We start from the raw sequence: 17,678 nt of genomic DNA, 5'->3' as shown, positions 1-17,678 counted from the left end.
GGTTTCAGGTGCAGTTCACGCGGTCTTGAACTATATGAACGGCCCGGAAGGAGCCGCGCACATGGATGTCGCTCACGAGCTGACGGAGTTTCTGGGGCAGGTGGAGCAGCGTCTGACCGAATTGCTCGCGGATGGCGACGTCGGGCCGGACGTCAAGGGCGACACGCTGATGGATGCGGCGCGCCACCTGTGCCTGGGTGCCGGGGGCAAGCGGGCGCGCCCCATGCTCGTCCGCCTGTTCGGTGGCGTGGTCGGCGTGCCGGCCGCGCGGCTGGTGGATGTGGGCGTGGCGGCGGAGATGATCCACTCGGCCAGCCTGCTGCACGACGACGTGGTGGACGCGGGCATGTTCCGCCGGGGCCGCCCGACGGTGAACGCGCGCTGGGGCAACATCGTCGCGGTGATGAGCGGCGACCTCATCCTGTCCACGGCGCTCTCTCGGCTGTCCATGCTGGATGCGCGCCTGGTGCAGAGCGGCCTGGCCATCGTCACGGAGATGACCCGCGCGGCCATCGCGGAGGTGGAGGCGCGCGGCGACATGAACCTGCCGCTCACGCGGCTGCGCTACATCGCCGAGGGCAAGACGGGGTCGCTGTTCGGCTGGTGCGGCAAGGCGGCCGCGACGCTGGCGGATCAGCCTGAGGCCACGGAGCGCTTCGACGCCTTCGGCCGGCACCTGGGCGTGGCGTTCCAGATCGCCGACGACATCCGCGACATCCTGGGCACGGACGTGGGCAAGCCCCGGTACGCGGACGTGCACTCGCGCACGCCGTCGTTGCCCATCCTGCTGGCGGTGTCGCGGGATGAATCCCTGCGCCGCAAGCTCAAGGACGCGTGGGCGTTCTCCGTCATCACCCCGGAGCGCACCCGGGAGATTGGCGCCGCCATCGAGGCCACCGGCGCGGTGGAGGCGTCCATGGAGATGATGAACGCCGAAATCGGCGCGGCGCTCGACAAGCTGGGGCCCTTCGCCAACGACGCCGCGGGCGCGGAGCTGATGAGCTGGGCGCACCGGCTGTCGGAGGGCATCGCGCAGCAGGTGAAAGGGCGCGCTGCATGAAAGGCTACCTGTGGACGGGGGGGGATCCCGGGAGCCAGAGGACCCTCGCGCCGCCGGAAAACGGACGGCTGGCGCCATGGGAAGCCATCGCGGTGGAGGCGGTGGGCAACGTCATCGAGTTCTGGGGCTTCAAGCGCAACCAGGGCCGGGTGTGGGGCCTGCTGTACCTGCGCGGCGAGCCGCTGACCGCCGGTGAGATTGAACGCGAGCTGGAGCTGTCCAAGGGCGGCGTGTCCATGCTGCTGCGCGACCTGGAGCACTGGGGCGTCGTCCAGCGGGTGCGCGTGCCGCAGGACACGGTGTGGCGCTACGCGGCGGAGACGGACCTGGTGCGGATGGTGACGCACGTGGTGGAGGAGCGCGAGGCGGCCTTCGTCACCCGCATCCGCGCGGACCTGTCCGAGGCGCGCCGGCTGGCGGAGCTCGCGGGCGGCGTTCAGCCGGAGCAGCTGCGGAAGCTGGAGCGGATGGCCGTCCTGGCCGAGCACGTGGAGCGCGCGCTGCGGCTGTTCATCAAGACGTCCCGCCTGGACGTGGGAGGGGTGCTCGGCGCGTTCCGCGACGGCGCCCTCGCGCGCAAGGGCGAGCGGTAGGCAAGACGAGGGCACACGCATGGATTCGCACTACGACCAGGTGATGAAGGCGCGCGAGCAGGCGGACGCGAACGCCCCCCGGCGCTACTTCGCGTACTCGACCATCCTGGACCGGGCCGCCTTCGACGAGTGGAAGCACCAGCACAGCTACGGCTTCTTCGAGCTGCCGGAAGGCCGGCTGGCCGAGGCGCTGGACGTGGACCTCGTCTACGACTTCCCCTCGCGCTGGTGGGGCGGCCGGGTGGCGGGCCTCACGGACGCGCCGGGCGCGCGGGTGTACGGCCGACTCTTCGAGATTCCGGGCAAGGACTGGCCCATCGTCCAGCACAAGGAGGGCTTCGTCACCAGCATGTGCGTGGAGCGCACGGTGCGCGTGCGCGTGGACGGCCAGGAGGTGGAGGCCACCGCGTTCGTGACCAACCCGCGCCGCGCGTCGTCGGACGGGCCGGTGAGCCCGCGCTTCGTGGAGGCGCTGGTGCGCGGCGCGAGGAGCGCCGGGCTGCCCGCGGACTACGTGGAGAAGCTGGCGCGCGGCGAGACGCGCTGACGGTCCCGCCGCGCCGTTCTGGTTATGGCAGGCGGATGGGCTCGATGCGGTAGAGCGCCCCGGCCTGGTCGTCGCTGACGATGAAGGCCCGGTTCGGGGCCAGGGCCACGTCCACCGGCCGGCCCCACACGCTCTGATCCGGGTTCACGAAGCCGGTGACGACGTCCACCTCGCCCGTGGGCTGGTGGGTGGCCAGGTCCCACGGGAAGACGGTGACCTTGTAGCCGGTCCGCACCGTGCGGTTCCACGAGCCGTGGTAGGCGACGAGCGCGCCGCGCTGCCACGCCGGGTTGAGCTCCCCGTTGTCGAAGAACGTCAGGCCCAGGGGCGCCGAGTGCGCCTGGATGCCCTGATCCGTCCTGTCCAACGCCGCGCAGTCCGCCTGGGAGCCGTCCCGGTTCATGTCGTAGTCGCGGTCCAGGGGCATCTGCTTCAGGCCGCTGGCCGTGTCCGGGTTGGAGTTGCAGAAGGGCCAGCCGTAGTGGCCACCCTGGCGCACGGAGGTGAGGGCCTCCGGCGGATGGTTGTCCACGTACTCCGGAATCACCTTGCCGTACTGGCCGGTACCGTCGTCGAACGGGTAGGGCGTGTTGTCGCGGTTGTTCACGGCGACCCACAGCGTGTCGGTGCCCGGCTCCCATGCCAGGCCCTCCGCGTTGCGCAGGCCGCGCGCGAACAGCTCGCGTGAGCCGCCGCTCCAGTCCCACCGGTAGATGGCGCCGCGCAGCGGGTCGCTGGTGGTGTCGCTCAGGCACACGTTGCAGGTGGACGCGATGGCCACGTACACGCGGTGCTGGGAGTCCACCGCGAGGTTCTTGAGTTCGTGGCCGTAGGTGCCGTGCAGCTCCGGCAGGGACGCGTCCGGCAGTCCGGAGACGACGGTCTCCACCGCGCCGCGCGTCGTCTCGCCGGCCGTCCAGCGCGAGCGCGTGACGCGGTCCTTCTCCGACAGGAAGACCCACACCTGTCTGTCGCGCTCGTGGAAGACGATGTCGTGGGGCCGGCCCAGGCCGCCCGCCCACTGCGTCACCTCCGGCAGCTGACCCGCGCGGGGACGCACCTGCATCACCTTGCCCTGGCCGGGCACGGAGACGAGCAGCGTGCCCTCCGGCGAGAACGCGATGAACCGCGCCCCCGGCACCCGCGCCCAGACCGACACCATCATCCCTGATGGGATGTTCAGGAAGCGCGGCACGTCGAACGGCGCGCTCCGCATGCCCTCCGGCACCTGGACCTCCGTGCCCTGGAGCGTCCATTCGGGATGCACGCCCGCGTCCGGGGGCACGCCCGCGTCCGGGGGCACGCCCGCGTCGTTGAGGCCCGCGTCGTTGAGGCCCGCGTCCACCACGCCCGCGTCCTGGGGCGTGGGGAAGGGGACGGGAGAGTCGGTACGGCAGCCCGACTGCAAGGACGCCAGCCCCAGGAACGTCGTCAGCACGAGTGGTAGCCGCATGGTCCTATTTTCCCAACCCGGGCCCCAGATGGAAGGCAACCCGATACAGACCCTGAATCCACTGAACGGAACCTGAACAAACCTTCAGCCATTTTTTCTCGCCAGCCCCAAAGGCTCCTGAACGGACCTGAACAAACCTTCAGCCATTTTCGCTCGACGAATCAAGGGTCATGCCTACATGAACAGAAGGATAGTGTGGTGCCAATGCATGAAACATTGAAACAATCAAAGACAAATATTGCCAATAAATGGCAATGATTGTCTTTGATTGATGTATCATGCCTGTGTTTCAGGTGTTGCCCGCTGGCCTCCGGATCAGAACAGCGTGGACCGGACTTGACGGCGGAAGGGTGTTGTGGCCTCATGAATTTGATTTCGATAATCAAAATCAACTGGAGGTCGCGATGCTCGGTCAGGGATGCTGCAGGGCGGTGCTGGCGCGAGGCCCGTGCGCGGAGGTGACGCGGTGCAGCTGTGGGCACATCCACCTGGCGGTGGGGCCGGTCACGCTTCGCCTGGAGGAGGACGTCCTGCGCGCGCTGGGCCACACCCTGGTGGAGGCCATCCAGCAGCTGGAGGTGCCGCGCGAGGCCGAGTCGCCCGAGCCGCAGGCCCCCACGGCCGCCCACGGGGCGCCTGGCGGCGGGTGGAAGCAGTGAGCCTCCGGGGCACGCTGCGCTGGGGCGGCTTCGAGCGCTCCGCGAGGGACCGGCGCCTGCCGTCCGCGGCCACGGCCTCCGTGGACCTTCCATCCACGCAGCGGCTGTCATTGCGGCTGGAGGAGGGGACGGGGATGGCGCGGCGCCAGGCGGAGCAGTCCACCTTCCTGGAAGCGCTCTTCCACGGCTCGTGGAACGGCGGCGTCTACGGCCAGTTCGTGCGGGCCCGCCACTACGTGAACCACCTGCGCCAGCTGCACGTCGTCTACGAGGCGCTGGAGTCCGTGCTGCCAGCGCTGAAGGACGGCCCGCTCACACGGGTGCTGCGGCTGCCGGAGCTGCGGCGGGCCTCCGCGCTGGTGGCGGACCTGGACTGGTTCTGCGGCGACACGCGCACGAAGCCCTTCGCCTGCGCGGAGACGCGGCTGCACGCCGAGCGCATCCACGAGGTGGCGGCGGAGGCCCCGCACCTGCTCCTCGCCCATGCCTGGGCGCGCTGCGTGCAGGACCTCTTCACCGCGCCCCAGCGCTCGGGGCTCATCGCTCGCGCGTTCGAATTGGAGAACGGCCGGGGCACGGCCTTCTACAACGCGGTGTCCGCCGGAGAGCTGCTCGCCTTCCAGGCTCGGCTGACCGCCCGCCTGGACGAGGTGACGCTGACGGAGGGCGAGGCCCAGGAGGTCATCCAGGAGGCTCGGCTGGCCTTCCGCATCCAGGCGCTCATCTGCGACGAGCTGGCGCGGGATGCGCCGGGGCTCGAGGTGCTGGGCGGAACCCCCGGGTAGGGTGGACCTGAACCCACGGAGGAGGTGGTCCGACCCCACGGGTTACCTCCTCGACTGGGAGGGCGATATGCCCTTTCGTGACAGGCACGCTAGGATGGCAGATCGTGACGCCCCAGATGACCTCCCACATTGATCGCCGCGCCTTCCCCCGCATTCACGCGCCCCTCTACTCGCGTCCCGCGCGAATGAAGGTGGGCGACAAGAAGCAGGTGCTCGACGTCAGCCTTGGAGGCGCGCGCATCTACTCCGATGAGCCCCAGGACGTGGGCTCGCGGTTGGATCTGGAGTTGTTTCTGCCGGACGGCAGCTCGCTGGAATGTACCGCGCGCATCGTCTGGGCCATCAAGCTCCCCAAGGACGCCGTGGCCCGCTTCGAGGTCGGCCTGTCCTTCATCGACGTGCCGGAACCCGTCCTGGCGCAGCTGAAGACCGTGCTCGTTGCAGATGAAACATGATTCATGATTCTTGGTACTCCAGGCAAAAAGCGGCTGAACCTGGAAGGTGTTAAGGATTGAGCAGGGGCTCGCATCTCGCCGGCCCCCGTTCGTCCCCGAAGTACCGGCGTCCCCATCCTCCCCATGAATCTCGTGTCTCTCCGTTCGTTCCGCCTGGGCTCGGCGTTGGCCCTGGGTCTGGCTTCGTTCGTCTTCTCCAGCAGCGCGCTCGCCGCGACCTCCTCGGCCTGCACTGGCGGCGGCTTCACCGTGACGCTGCCCAACGGGCAGGTGCTGTCCGGCGACCGTGGCACGAAGCTGAAGCCCTCGCAGATTGCCTCGCACGGCCTCCTCAAGGTGAAGGGCCGCTACGTGGAGTTCGACGTGGATGCGTCCACGTTCGCCGTCTACCACTACACGCTGACCGGCGCGGCCAACGCGCTGGACATGACGGGCGGCGTGCGCACGGAGCTCTTCACGCGCAAGGAGCCGAACCTGGGCACGCGCACGCTGGACGCGGGTGACCTGGACATCGACCTGACCACCGGCTCGCTGGAGCTGCGGCGCCGGGGCGGCAACCTGCGGATGAAGATCCAGGCGAAGGACTGCGCCCAGGGCGGCATCTTCCAGATGGAGCCGGAGGACGAGTCCGGCGCGGCCACCGTCATCACCCACACGCTGGCGACGCCGGCCATCTACTACTTCGTGAATCCGTACACGGGGAAGGTGAACTTCGGGAACTCCGCCATCCTCCGCGGCAAGGACAGCCCGCAGGTGGCCACGCGCATCTCCCAGACGGACACGGAGACGGTGTGGAGCGTGGCGTCCGGTGGACGCATGGGCGGCGTGCTCGGTGAGGACGCGGTGGAGGCCTCTGGCGGCGCCACGGCGTGCACCCAGGACTGCCAGGCGCAGAACCGCATCAACGGCAGCCTCCCGGTGACCGACCCGGCCTGGAACGACTGACGCCTTCCCGCGGGGAATGACGGCCCTGGCGTCAGCACGCGCCAGGGCCGTCTCGCATCGAGCCCGCGCTACTTCGACGACGCGCTGTCCAGCTCGCGCAGGTCGTCCGCTTCCAGCTTCAGGGAGAAGGCCCCGAGCAGCTCCTTCACCTGCGGCACGGACGTCGCGCTGGCGATGGGCGCCGCCACCGTGGGTCGCGTCTCCAGCCACGCGAGCGCCACCTGCGACGGCGTGGCACCCCGGCGCTCCGCCACCTTCTTCAGCGCGGCGACGACGCCCCAGCCCTTCGCGTTGCCGTACTTCTTGAGCACGTTGCCCGCGCGCGGTGACGTCGGCGCCGGCTGCCCCTCCTGGTACTTGCCGGTGAGGAAGCCCGCGGCCAGTCCGAAGTAGGGCGCCACGGCGAGGCCCTCCTTCTCACACACCCGCTGAAGCGCTCCCTCGAACTTCGAGCGCTCCACCAGGTTGTACTCCGGCTGAATCACCTGGTAGCGCGCGAGCCCCAGCCGCTTCTGCGTGTCCAGCGCCTCCTGCGCGCGCTCCGCCGAGTGGTTGCTCAAACCCAGCGCCTTCACCTTGCCCGCCTTCACCAGCGCGTCGAAGGCGCGGAGCGTCTCCTCCAGGGGCGTGTTCGGGTCGTCGTAGTGCGAGTAGTACAGGTCGATGCGCTCCACGCCCAGGCGGCGCAGGGACGCGTCCACGCTCTTCTCGATGTGCTCGCGCGTGAGGCCCTTGCCCAGCGCCGTCTCCGCGCCGACCTTCGTGGCCACCAGCAGGCGGTCCTTCGCCTTGCGTGAGGCGATCCACCTGCCCAGCACGGTCTCGGACTCGCCGCCCACGTGGCCGGGGATCCACCGCGAGTACACGTCCGCGGTGTCCACGAAGTTGCCGCCGCCCTCCACGAAGGCGTCGAGCACGGCGAACGAGGCCGCCTCGTCCGCCGTCCAGCCGAAGACGTTCCCGCCCAGACACAGCGGGAACACCTCCAGGCCCGTCGCTCCCAGCTTCCGCTTCGCCGCCATGCCTCAGGGTCCTTCCGGTGAGGCCGGGGGGCTCTACCCCGGCGTGAACCACACCACCGACAGCGGGGGCAGGGTGAGCGCCGCGGACGCCGGCTGTCCGTCCCAGCCCGTCGCTTCCGTGTGCACCTGGCCCCGGTTGCCCAGGCCGCTGCCGCCGTACTCCCCGGCGTCGGTGTTGACCAGTTCCACATAACGGCCGTGGAGCGGGAAGCCCACGCGATAGTCCTCGCGCGGCACCGGCGACATGTTGGCCACGCACACGACGTGACGGCCGGGCGTGCGCGAGCGGCGCACGAAGGCCAGCACGTTCGCCGCGGAGGCGTCCGGCTGCAGCCACTGGAAGCCCACCGGCTCGCTGTCGGAGTCGTAGAGCGCGGGCAGGTCGCGGTAGATGCGGTTCAGGTCGCCCACCAGCTTCTGGATGCCCTTGTGGCCCGGGTCGTGGAGCAGGTGCCAGTCCAGGCTCCTGTCGTGGTTCCACTCCGCCGGCTGGCCGAACTCACCGCCCATGAAGAGCAGCTTCTTGCCCGGGTGGGCCCACATCCACGCGAACAGCGCGCGCAGGTTGGCGCGCTTCTGCCACTCATCGCCCGGCATGCGCCCGTAGAGGCTGCCCTTGCCGTGCACCACCTCGTCGTGGCTCAGCGGCAGCATGAAGTGCTCGCTGAACGCATACAGCAGGCCGAAGGTGAGCTGGTTGTGGTGGTACTGCCGGTAGACGGCGTCCTTGGAGAAGTACGACAGCGTGTCGTGCATCCAGCCCATGTTCCACTTGAAGTGGAAGCCCAGGCCGCCCTCGCTGACGGGCTGGCTCACCTTGGGCCACGCGGTGGACTCCTCCGCGATGACCACCACGCCCGGGTGCTTGCGGCGGATGGTGTCGTTGAGCTCGCGCAGGAACTGGATGGCCTCCTCATTCTCGCGGCCGCCCCAGCGGTTGGGGATCCACTCGCCCTGCTTGCGGCTGTAGTCCAGGTAGAGCATGGAGGCCACTGCGTCCACGCGCAGCCCGTCGATGTGGTACTCCTCCAGCCAGAACAGCGCGTTGGCGATGAGGAAGTTGCGCACCTCGTTGCGGCCGAAGTTGAAGACGAGCGTGCCCCAGTCCGGCTGCGCGCCCTTGCGCGGGTCCGCGTGCTCGTAGAGGGACGTGCCGTCGAAGTTGCCCAGCGCGTGGCTGTCGCGCGGGAAGTGGCCCGGCACCCAGTCCACGATGATGCCGATGCCCTCCTGGTGCAGGTAGTCCACCAGGTAGCGGAAGTCGTCCGGGTGCCCGAAGCGCGACGTGGGCGCGTAGTAGCCGCCCACCTGGTAGCCCCAGGAGCCGCCGTAGGGGTGCTCCGACACGGGCAGCAGCTCCACGTGCGTGAAGCCCAGCTCCTTCACGTAGCGCGACAGCTCCGGCGCCAGCTCGCGGTACGTCATGGGCCGGTCGCCGTCCTCCACCACGCGGCGCCAGCTGCCCAGGTGCACCTCGTAGACGCTCCACGGGTGGTGGGCCGCGTCCACGTGCTTCTCCCGCGCCTCCAGCCACGCGCTGTCGCCCCACGCGTAGCGCTGCAGGTCATGCACCACGGACGCGGTGGCGGGCGGGGTCTCCGTGCGGAAGGCGAAGGGGTCCGCCTTGAGCAGCGCGCCCCCGCCGTGGCCGGGGCGGATCTCGAACTTGTAGCGGGTGCCCTCGCCGACCTCCGGGACGAACAGCTCCCAGATGCCGGAGGAGCCCATGCGCCGCATGGCGTGCAGGCGCCCGTCCCAGCCGTTGAAGTCGCCCACCACGGACACGCCCCGGGCGGTGGGCGCCCACACGGCGAACGACGTGCCCTTCACGCCGTTGTGGTGGATGAGGTGCGCGCCCATGCGCTCCCAGAGCCGCTCGTGGCGGCCCTCGCCGGCGAAGTACAGGTCCATCTCACCAATGGTGGGCAGGAAGCTGTACGGGTCGCGCAGCGTGAAGACCTTCTTGCCCGGGTACTCCACCTCCAGGAGGTAGCTGAAGGGCTCCGTGCGGCCGTTGATGCGCGCCTCGAAGACGCCGCCGGTGCGGTGCACCATGGGCACCTTGCCCCCGAACTCCGGCAGGACGTGGATGGCCACGGCCTCCGGGCGGTAGGCGCGCACCACCACCGCGTCGCCGTCCGGATGGACGCCCAGCATGGAGTGGGGTTCCGGATGGCGCAGCTCCACCACGCGTTGCAGCTCCGCGTCCACCTGTGCTCTGTCCGCCGGCTTCCTCACTGGGCATCCTCCATCCGCAACAAGGCCTCGACAGGGATGCGCACCCAGTCCGGCCGATTGGCGAGTTCGTAGCGCACTTCGTACAACAGCTTCTCCAGCTCGAAGGCACGCAGCATCACGTTGAAGGCTTCGTCACTGTCGGGCAGGAAGGCCGCCCCGCGCGTCGCCTGGCGGTAGCCCTCCAGGAACGCGTCGCGGGTGGGGCCCACGCGCCCGCGCGGCTGGCCGCCTTCCAGCGCCACCGTGGCCTCCGCGTAGTCGAACGAGCGGATCATCCCCGCCACGTCGCGCAGCGCGCTGTACTTCTCACGGCGCGCGGTGAAGGAGCGGGACGGCTCGCCCTCGAAGTCGAAGAAGAGCCACTGGTTCTCCGAGCGCAGCACCTGGCCCAGGTGCAGGTCGCCGTGGATGCGGATCTTCTGGCCGGAGGGCGCCACGTGCGCCAGCTTCTTCGCGTACGCGATGAGTCCCTCGCGCCGGCCCTCCAGGTCCGCGTGCAGCCGCCCGGCGTCCGCCAGCGTCACGCCCAGCTCGCCCACGATGGACGCGCTCCAGCGCTGCAGGTCCTCCTGGAGCAGCGGCTCCGGGGAGAACGCCAGGTCGTCCGGCCCCGCGGAGGCGAACGCCTTGTGCAGATCCCCCAGGCGCGCGCCCAGCTCCCGCATCTCCCCGAGGAAGCGCTCGGAGAGCGCCTTCTCCTGGCGCAGCCGCTCCAGCGTGTACTTCCAGCCGTCCACGGCGTCCGGCACGAAGCGGTGCGCCACCGCGAGCGTCGCGCCCGCGGGGCCCTCCAGGTTCAGCGCGCCCACCAGCTGGGGCGTCGCGCGGAAGTTCGTCTTCGTCGCGAGGAAGCGGCCCACCTCGTACTCGGGGTTCACGCCGGCCTCGAGCTTGCGGATGACCTTGATGATGACCCGCTCGCCCAGCACCAGCGACGTGTTGCTCTGCTCCACGTTGAGCCGGCGCACGCTGAGCGGATCCGGCAGCGCCACGCCGCTGTCGGTGGAGGCGATCCATTCCCCCACGACGCGGCCGGAGCCGGACGACACCACCCGGCCCTCGCGGGCCAGGTTGAAGACGGCGCGCACGCAGTCGTCATCCTCCAGCGCGCTGGTCAGCCCCTCCGGGGTCTGCCGGGCCTGGAGCTGGTAGCGCTCTGGCTGGCCCAGCTCGTAGACGACTTCGATGATGGCCAGGGTGAAGGAACACGCGCCCAGCTCCATGGTCACGTGGTCCGCCACGCTGACGCTCTTGATGGGCCACGCCTTGCCGGCGAACCAACGTTGGGCTCTGAGGAAGTCTGGCAGCTTGGTCAGGTCCAGGGGCGTCACGCGGGGTTACTCCTTCGCCTGCAGCGGCTTGTCCAACCGGAACCACAGGAACATGTAGGGCCCCATCGACAGCTGATAGGGCAGGTCGCTGATGCGGGGGAACGCGGTCTCTCCAATCAACTCCACGGGGATGCTTCCGGTGAACTCGCGCAGGTCCAGCACGCCCGGCTGCGCGAAGCGCGACAGGTTGCACACGACGAGCACCGTCTGCCCCTCCCACTCGCGCACGAAGGCCAGCACCTTGCGGTTCTCCGTGGCCAGGAAGCGCAGGGTGCCCATGGCGAACACGGGGTAGCGCTGGCGGATGCGGATCATCCGCTTCACCCACTGGAGCAGGCTGGACTTCTGCCGGTCCTGGGCCTCCACGTTGATGGACTGGTAGCCGTAGACGGGGTCCGCGATGACGGGCGCGAAGAGGCGCGCGTAGTCCGCGCGGCTGAAGCCCGCGTTGCGGTCGCCGGTCCACTGCATGGGCGTGCGCACGCCGTTGCGGTCGCCCAGGTAGATGTTGTCGCCCATGCCGATCTCGTCCCCGTAGTAGAGGACCGGCGTGCCGGGCAGGGTGAACAGCAGGCTGTGCATCAGTTCGATGCGCCGCCGTCCGTTGTCCATCAGCGGCGCCAGCCGGCGGCGGATGCCCAGGTTGATGCGCATGCGCGGGTCGGTGGCGTACTCCCGGTACATGTAGTCCCGGTCCTCGTCCGTCACCATCTCCAGCGTCAGCTCATCGTGGTTGCGCAGGAAGATGGCCCACTGGCAGGACTCCGGGATGTCCGGCGTCTGCTGCATGATTTCCACGATGGGCGTGCGGTCCTCGCGGCGCACCGCCATGAAGAGGCGGGGCATCACCGGGAAGTGGAAGCCCATGTGGAACTCGTCGCCCTCGCCGAAGTACACGCGCACGTCGGCGGGCCACTGGTTCGCCTCCGCGAGCAGCACCTTGCCCTGGTACTCGGAGTCGATGGTTTTACGCAGGCGCTTCAAGAACGCGTGCGTCTCCGGGAGGTTCTCGCAGTTGGTGCCCTCGCGCTCGAAGAGGTAGGGCACGGCGTCGCAGCGGAACCCGTCCACGCCCATGTTGAGCCAGAAGCGCATGACGTCCAGCATGGCTTCCTGCACTTCGGGGTTGTCGTAGTTCAGGTCCGGCTGGTGGCTGAAGAAGCGGTGCCAGAAGTACTGCTTGGCCACCGGATCCCACGTCCAGTTGGAGCGCTCCGTGTCCGTGAAGATGATGCGCGCGCCCTTGTAGGACTCGTCCGTGTCGCTCCAGACGTACCAGTTGCGCTTGGGGCTCTTGGGATCCCTCCGCGCCTCCTGGAACCAGGGGTGCTGGTCGCTGGTGTGATTGACGACCAGCTCGATGATGATGCGCAGGCCGCGCTTGTGCGCCTCTTCCACCAGCCGCTGGAAGTCCGCCAGCGTGCCGTAGTCCGGGTGGATGCCGTAGTAGTCCGCGATGTCGTAGCCGTCGTCGCGCAGCGGCGACGGGTAGTGCGGCAGGAGCCACAGGCAGTCCACGCCCAGGTCCTGGAGGTACGGCAGCTTCTCAATCAGGCCCGGGATGTCCCCGTGGCCGTCCCCATTGGAGTCGTGGAATGCGCGGATGTGCAGCTCGTAGATGAGCGCTTTTTTGTACCAAAGCGGATCCAGGTCCATACGCCTCTCGGAAGGGGTCACTCGAAGTAGTCGAACGCGTGTTCGGTGCGGCGGTAGCGGTACACGGCCCAGATTGCCGCGGGCTGTTCAGGCGTCAGGCGCACCTGCACGTCCGGGCCCTGCCACAGCGAGCGCTGGTCGGCCATCAGCTCATGCACCTGGTAGGTCTCCTCCGCGTTGACGCCCAGCCACTGCATGGGCACGTGGAGCAGCGCCTCCTGCGGCGCGTACGGATCCAGGCTCACCGCCACCAGCACCGTGCTGAGGCCATCCGGCGAGCGCTTGCCGTAGAAGACGACGCGGTCGTTGTCGGACTCGAAGAAGCGCAGGCCCTGGTACTGCTGGAGCGCGGGGTGCGCCTTGCGGACGGCGTTGAGCCTGGCGATCCAGTCGGAGATGTTGCCCGGCCGGTCCCAGTCCCACGCGACGAGCTGGTACTTCTCCGAGTCCAGGTACTCCTCCTTGCCCGGCACCGGACGGCCCTCGCAGAGCTCGTAGCCGGAGTACATGCCCCACACCGACGACAGCGTGGAGGCCAGCGCCACGCGCAGGCGGAAGGCGCCGGGGCCCGCGTTCTGGAGGTTCTCCGGGAGGATGTCCGGCGTGTTGGGCCAGAGGTTGCCGCGGAAGTAGTCCGACACGGGCGGGCTGGTGATCTCCTCCAGGTACGTGCGCAGCTCGTCCTTGAAGAGGCGCCAGGTGAAGTACGTGTACGACTGGGTGAAGCCTACCTTGGCCAGGGCCTTCATCACCTTGGGACGGGTGAAGGCCTCCGACAGGAAGAGCACGTCCGGGTGCAGGTCCTGCACTTCACGGATGAGCCAGTGCCAGAACTGCATGGGCTTGGTGTGCGGGTTGTCCACGCGGAACGTCCGCACGCCGTTGTCCACCCAGTGCAGGACGACGGACTTCAACTCCTTCCAGAGGGCGTCGCGCGCGGGGCCCATCCAGTCGAAGTTGACGATGTCCTCGTAGCGCTTGGGTGGGTTCTCCGCCGTCTTGATGGTGCCGTCCGGGCGGTGCTGGAACCACTCCGGATGCTCCTTCACGTACGGGTGGTCCGGCGAGCACTGGAAGGCCAGGTCCAGCGCCACTTCGATGCCGTGTGCCTTCGCCGCGTCCACGAACGCGCGGAAGTCCTGCAGCGTGCCCAGCTCCGGGTGCACGGCCTTGTGGCCGCCCTCCGCGGCGCCAATGGCCCACGGGCTGCCCACGTCACCGGGTTGGGCGCGGAGGCTGTTGTTCTTGCCCTTGCGCGCGGTGCGGCCAATGGGGTGGATGGGCGGGAGGTAGACGGTGTCGAAGCCGAGCTTCTGGACGTAGGGCAGCCAGCCCTGCGCGTCCTTGAAGGTGCCGTGCGTCTTGCCGTCACGCTTCGCCGAACGCGGGAAGAATTCGTACCAGGCGGCGTTGCGCGCCTTCTCCCGGTCCGCGAACACCTCCAGCACCTTGTCGTACTTGCAGGCGAGCGTGCGGTCCGGATGGCGTGACGCGGCGTCCGCCAGGTCGGGGGACAGCGCGACGAGGAGGTGGTCCGGCGTGGGCGGCGTGCGCAGGCGGGCCCCGGCCTCGGCGAGCACCCGGTGGTCCTCCGCGGACCTGCCCTTGGCGCGCGCGGCGGCGCCCTCCAGCAGCGCGGCGCCCTCCAGCAGCTCGCTCTTCACGTCGCGGCCGGCGTCCACCTTGCGCTTCAGCTCGTGCGCCCAGGTGCGGAAGAGATCCGGCCAGGCTTCAATCGTGAATTCGTAGCGGCCGTTGTTCGCGAGGGGGATGGAGCCTTCCCAGGCGTCGTTGTTCTTGAAGGTGAGGGGGACCTCGGCCCAGTCTGTCTTCTGGGCGGCGGGGGTGACCTGGCGCCAGCGGGCGACGGCCACGAGGACGTCGTGGCCCTCCTTGAAGATGTCCGCCCGGACGGTGAGGCTCTCTCCGGCGACGCGCTTGATGGCGTAGCGCCCCGAGTCCAGCTCCGGCTGGACGTTCTCGATGAACACGCTTCCGAGTCGTTCGGTCATATCGGCTGGCGGCCCCTTATAGGACTCTGAGTCAGTGGCTCCAGGCGGCAATGTGCGGGTGTGGTGGATTGAAGATGACGACCGCCCGGTCGCGTTGGCCTGTCAACGTTAGGAACGGAGGGAGCGGTCGCCCACCCCGAGGTGCTGGGTGGACGGCTTCCGATAGTTGAAGCTGGGATCCGCCCCTCCGGTTGCGGTATCCGGGACGAACATGGCGCCTACCGACTCCGCTGCTCAGCAAGCGAGTGACCTGTCGGCCGACCGCGACCTGCTGAAGCAGGTGGCGCTCGGCAACGCGGCGGCCATGCGGGACGTCTACGCGCGGTGTGCGGCGCGGGCGTTCGCCATCGCGGTGCGGCTGTTGCCCACGCGCGCGGACGCGGAGGAGGTGCTGCAGGAGGCCTTCCTGGAGGTGTGGCGGCGCGCGCGCGAGTTCGACCCGGCGCGCGGCGGGCTGGAGACATGGGTCACGACCATCGCGCGCACGCGATCCATCGACCGGCTGCGTTCATTGGGCACGGTGTCGCGGATGGTGGAGGCGGTGGCCCAGCAGCCACCGCCGGTGAGCGCGGCGCCGCCTTCGCCAGACGACTCCGCGTCCGCGGCGCAGGACCAGGCGCGCGTGCGCGCGGCGATGGCGCAGCTGCCGCCGGAGCAGCGCGAGGTGGTGCTGCTCGCGTACTTCGACGGGCTCTCCCAGAGCGAGATCGCGCGGAAGACGGGTCAGCCGCTGGGCACGGTGAAGACGCGCGCGCGGCTGGCGTTGGAGAAGCTGGCGGTGCTGCTGGATGCGCGGCCCACGAGCGCGTCCGGCTGAGTACAGGACAGCGGCCCTGTTCCGCGGGGACGGGCGGTGGAGCAGGCTTGGGCCGTGTCCGCCTTGCCGTCACTGGCAGGGACCCAAACCTTGCGACTGTTTGGCGAACCCGAGGGAGGGGGCGGACATGCGCAAGATGCGGGAGACGGGGTCGGCGTTGATGAACGCGCGGGAGATGCGGCTGGTGCTGGCCAGTGCGCCGCGCAACCTGATGGAGCTGTCACGGCGCGAGCTGATGGGGATGGTGCGGCGCGCGCGCGGCATGGTGGTCCAGTACGAAAAGCTGGCGCACCGGCTGCGCCGTGAGGCCATGCGCGTCCCCATGGGGAGCCGCGTGGTGGGCGGGAGCATGAATACGCGGCGCAAGGCGGCGCTGTTCCGCACGGCGCTGACGCGCTTCGAGTCGCAACTGGGCCGGATGGAGAAGGCGCCGGCGCGCAAGGCGAGGCCCACGATGCGCAAGCGTCCCGCGACGAAGAAGGTGATGCGGCCAGCGACCCGCGCCACGGCGCCGCGCAAGAAGGCAGTGACGGCGAAGGCCGTGACGGCGAAGAAGGCAACGCGGCCCGCGGGCTACGCGCGCCGGGGGCCGGTGAAGACGCGGACGCACAAGCCTCGTCGCGTGCCGGGCATGAAGGCTCGGGCGCACAAACCTCGTCGCATGCCGGGAATGAAGACGCAGGTGCACAGGACCGCGAAGGCGCGGACTCCGACGCGCCGGGCCGCGCCGCGGTAACGAGTGTCGGGACAGGGAGCCGGAACGCGTCCAGCTCGTGGTCCGGCGAGGGGGAGGGGAGCTGGACTGTGTCCGCCCTGCTTGGGGGCGGACATGGTGGGGCTGTGCGCAGGTCGGGTGGCGCGATGTTCGCGCTGTCAGACCTGGATGAGACGTGCACATCAAGCGCTGTCCCATCCCATGGACGCGGGCATCAATCCACTGGCGAGGTGGTGAGAGTGCCCGGAGTGCCATGCGGCGGCTCGTCCTCTTCGTGCACCACTCCGCAGGTGGGCCCGCGGGCTCCGGCGGGTAGATGCTCGGGTTTCAGGTCTTCCTTCGCTGACAAGCCGCACCGACACGGCCGACAGTCGGATGGGTCGTCCAAGATCACGCCCGGCACGGTCCCTGCGGCGCACCCACCCTTGGCCTCGTCAGGGGAAGCGCTCAAGGCGGTTGGAGACAACAGTGCATTGCTACCCGACTCCATGGGGACGGCCTCCGCATGGGGAAGGGGAGCAACCTCAAACGCTTGGTGTTTCTCGCCAGCTGGCGTGAGTGCTCGGAGGCCGTGCTCCTCCATGCAGCTGCGTGCCTCCAGCTCGGAGCCCTGGCCGGTAGCTGGTGTGGGAAGGTCGAGGAGGCGTTCCTCGGTGAGAGGGGCTTCGTGTGAAGCATGCTCCTGGAGGACAGGCGCGAAGCGGTCCAGCACCTGATCATCGCACGCCTTCAGCAGCGCCGGCAGTTGGTGCGTCAGCGCCTGTACGTCGCGGTCGCCCAGAGCGTGCATCGCGCATATGGCCCACTGGCGCAGCGACTCGCCGCCCATGAGGAGCTGCAGCCGGGCTGCATTGCCCCTCATGGCCCGTTGCAGTGACTGGATGAGGAGCAGGTGCCCGGGACGGGCCGCTGCGTGGGCCGCCAGTCGGAGCAACTCGAATTCCAACTGCGTGCAGCGTACCCCTGGCTCCCAGTGCGCCGCATCCCAGAGCGCGTAGCAGGTGGACTCCAACTGGCTCACTTGCGCCTCGGAGGCACTCGCGCAGCAGTCAATCAGGAGTTCCACCAGCACCTGCCGCTTGAGGCTGAAGAAGCCCTCCAACAGCAGCCGGCACTCCTCTGAACGCTCGTCATGCAGCGCCAGGCCCAGGTTCTCCAGTGTCAGCGACTCATCCAGTGCCACCGCGCGCGTCTTGCGTCCGGAGCGTTGCACCACCAGTCCTCGCGCCGCCAGCCGCCGCAGCGCCTCGCGCACGGTGCCCCGACAGCACCCGAACTCACGCGCCAGCTTCTCTTCCGAGCCGAACTGCCCCCTCGGCAGCATCCCCAGCGAAATCGCGCGCTCGAGTTGCTCCTCCACGTACGCCACGAGCCCCACCCGCACCATCAC

General features: G+C 69.2%; 16 protein-coding genes. 9 read left to right on the top strand and 7 right to left on the bottom strand.

The window, feature by feature from the left end:
• Positions 1 to 61: 61 nt before the first annotated feature.
• Genes D7W79_RS22905 through D7W79_RS22895 form a run of 3 tightly spaced genes read left to right on the top strand, consistent with a single transcriptional unit; the run spans position 62 to position 2,200 of the window.
• On the top strand, positions 62 to 1,060 hold the full coding sequence (locus D7W79_RS22905) for a polyprenyl synthetase family protein (protein WP_120527518.1): 999 nt from the start codon (positions 62 to 64) through the stop codon (positions 1,058 to 1,060).
• On the top strand, positions 1,057 to 1,653 hold the full coding sequence (locus D7W79_RS22900) for a GbsR/MarR family transcriptional regulator (RefSeq protein ID WP_120527515.1): 597 nt from the start codon (positions 1,057 to 1,059) through the stop codon (positions 1,651 to 1,653). Before D7W79_RS22905 ends, D7W79_RS22900 begins: the two co-directional genes overlap by 4 nt.
• Before the next feature lie 19 nt (positions 1,654 to 1,672).
• Entirely contained in the window at positions 1,673 to 2,200 is a 528-nt protein-coding gene (locus D7W79_RS22895; protein ID WP_120527514.1) for a gamma-glutamylcyclotransferase family protein, read from the top strand.
• 22 nt (positions 2,201 to 2,222) lie between these two features.
• On the opposite strand, the gene D7W79_RS22890 is transcribed toward D7W79_RS22895, so the two are convergent.
• On the bottom strand, positions 2,223 to 3,653 hold the full coding sequence (locus tag D7W79_RS22890) for a PQQ-dependent sugar dehydrogenase (protein ID WP_147442015.1): 1,431 nt from the start codon (positions 3,651 to 3,653) through the stop codon (positions 2,223 to 2,225).
• Between the two features lie 404 nt (positions 3,654 to 4,057).
• Between D7W79_RS22890 and D7W79_RS22885 the strand changes: the two genes are divergently transcribed.
• The 4 genes from D7W79_RS22885 to D7W79_RS22870 all read left to right on the top strand — a co-directional run bounded on the left by D7W79_RS22885 (position 4,058) and on the right by D7W79_RS22870 (position 6,497).
• Entirely contained in the window at positions 4,058 to 4,312 is a 255-nt protein-coding gene (locus D7W79_RS22885; protein ID WP_171432926.1) for a hypothetical protein, read from the top strand.
• Positions 4,309 to 5,097 carry a biliverdin-producing heme oxygenase gene (locus tag D7W79_RS22880; protein ID WP_120527512.1) on the top strand — a complete coding sequence of 263 codons (789 nt, stop codon included), beginning with the start codon at positions 4,309 to 4,311 and terminating at the stop codon, positions 5,095 to 5,097. Before D7W79_RS22885 ends, D7W79_RS22880 begins: the two co-directional genes overlap by 4 nt.
• Positions 5,098 to 5,213: 116 nt before the next feature.
• The gene (locus tag D7W79_RS22875; protein WP_216626963.1) at positions 5,214 to 5,552 is read left to right on the top strand and encodes a PilZ domain-containing protein; all 339 of its coding nucleotides are present in this window, start codon (positions 5,214 to 5,216) and stop codon (positions 5,550 to 5,552) included.
• A gap of 123 nt (positions 5,553 to 5,675) precedes the next feature.
• Positions 5,676 to 6,497, top strand: coding sequence for a hypothetical protein (locus D7W79_RS22870; protein ID WP_120527510.1), 822 nt, complete (start codon positions 5,676 to 5,678; stop codon positions 6,495 to 6,497).
• 68 nt (positions 6,498 to 6,565) lie between these two features.
• Here D7W79_RS22870 and D7W79_RS22865 read toward each other — a convergent pair whose 3' ends face one another.
• Genes D7W79_RS22865 through D7W79_RS22845 form a run of 5 tightly spaced genes read right to left on the bottom strand, consistent with a single transcriptional unit; the run spans position 6,566 to position 14,756 of the window.
• Entirely contained in the window at positions 6,566 to 7,519 is a 954-nt protein-coding gene (locus D7W79_RS22865) for an aldo/keto reductase (RefSeq protein WP_120527509.1), read from the bottom strand.
• A 33-nt stretch (positions 7,520 to 7,552) separates the two neighbouring features.
• The gene (gene glgB, locus D7W79_RS22860; protein ID WP_120527508.1) at positions 7,553 to 9,757 is read right to left on the bottom strand and encodes a 1,4-alpha-glucan branching protein GlgB; all 2,205 of its coding nucleotides are present in this window, start codon (positions 9,755 to 9,757) and stop codon (positions 7,553 to 7,555) included.
• Complete coding sequence (locus D7W79_RS22855) at positions 9,754 to 11,088, bottom strand: phosphotransferase (protein WP_120527507.1); 1,335 nt, start codon at positions 11,086 to 11,088, stop codon at positions 9,754 to 9,756. The genes glgB and D7W79_RS22855 overlap by 4 nt, the downstream gene beginning before the upstream one ends.
• A 6-nt stretch (positions 11,089 to 11,094) precedes the next feature.
• Positions 11,095 to 12,744, bottom strand: coding sequence for a maltose alpha-D-glucosyltransferase (gene treS / locus D7W79_RS22850; protein WP_120527506.1), 1,650 nt, complete (start codon positions 12,742 to 12,744; stop codon positions 11,095 to 11,097).
• A 17-nt stretch (positions 12,745 to 12,761) separates the two neighbouring features.
• Positions 12,762 to 14,756, bottom strand: a complete 1,995-nt coding sequence (locus D7W79_RS22845) for an alpha-1,4-glucan--maltose-1-phosphate maltosyltransferase (protein ID WP_120527505.1) — start codon at positions 14,754 to 14,756, stop codon at positions 12,762 to 12,764.
• A gap of 211 nt (positions 14,757 to 14,967) precedes the next feature.
• Between D7W79_RS22845 and D7W79_RS22840 the strand changes: the two genes are divergently transcribed.
• Positions 14,968 to 15,573 (top strand): sigma-70 family RNA polymerase sigma factor, encoded by a 606-nt coding sequence (locus D7W79_RS22840; protein ID WP_120527504.1) that lies wholly within the window; start codon positions 14,968 to 14,970, stop codon positions 15,571 to 15,573.
• Positions 15,574 to 15,700: 127 nt separating this feature from the next.
• On the top strand, positions 15,701 to 16,309 hold the full coding sequence (locus tag D7W79_RS22835; RefSeq protein WP_120527503.1) for a hypothetical protein: 609 nt from the start codon (positions 15,701 to 15,703) through the stop codon (positions 16,307 to 16,309).
• A 193-nt stretch (positions 16,310 to 16,502) separates the two neighbouring features.
• Here D7W79_RS22835 and D7W79_RS22830 read toward each other — a convergent pair whose 3' ends face one another.
• Positions 16,503 to 17,675, bottom strand: coding sequence for a FadR/GntR family transcriptional regulator (locus D7W79_RS22830; RefSeq protein WP_120527516.1), 1,173 nt, complete (start codon positions 17,673 to 17,675; stop codon positions 16,503 to 16,505).
• Between the last annotated feature and the right edge of the window lie 3 nt (positions 17,676 to 17,678).

It is taken from the genome of Corallococcus exercitus (assembly GCF_003611585.1).
Taxonomy (GTDB): Bacteria; Myxococcota; Myxococcia; order Myxococcales; family Myxococcaceae; genus Corallococcus; species Corallococcus exercitus.
This window is presented reverse-complemented; position numbering and strand designations above follow the sequence as displayed.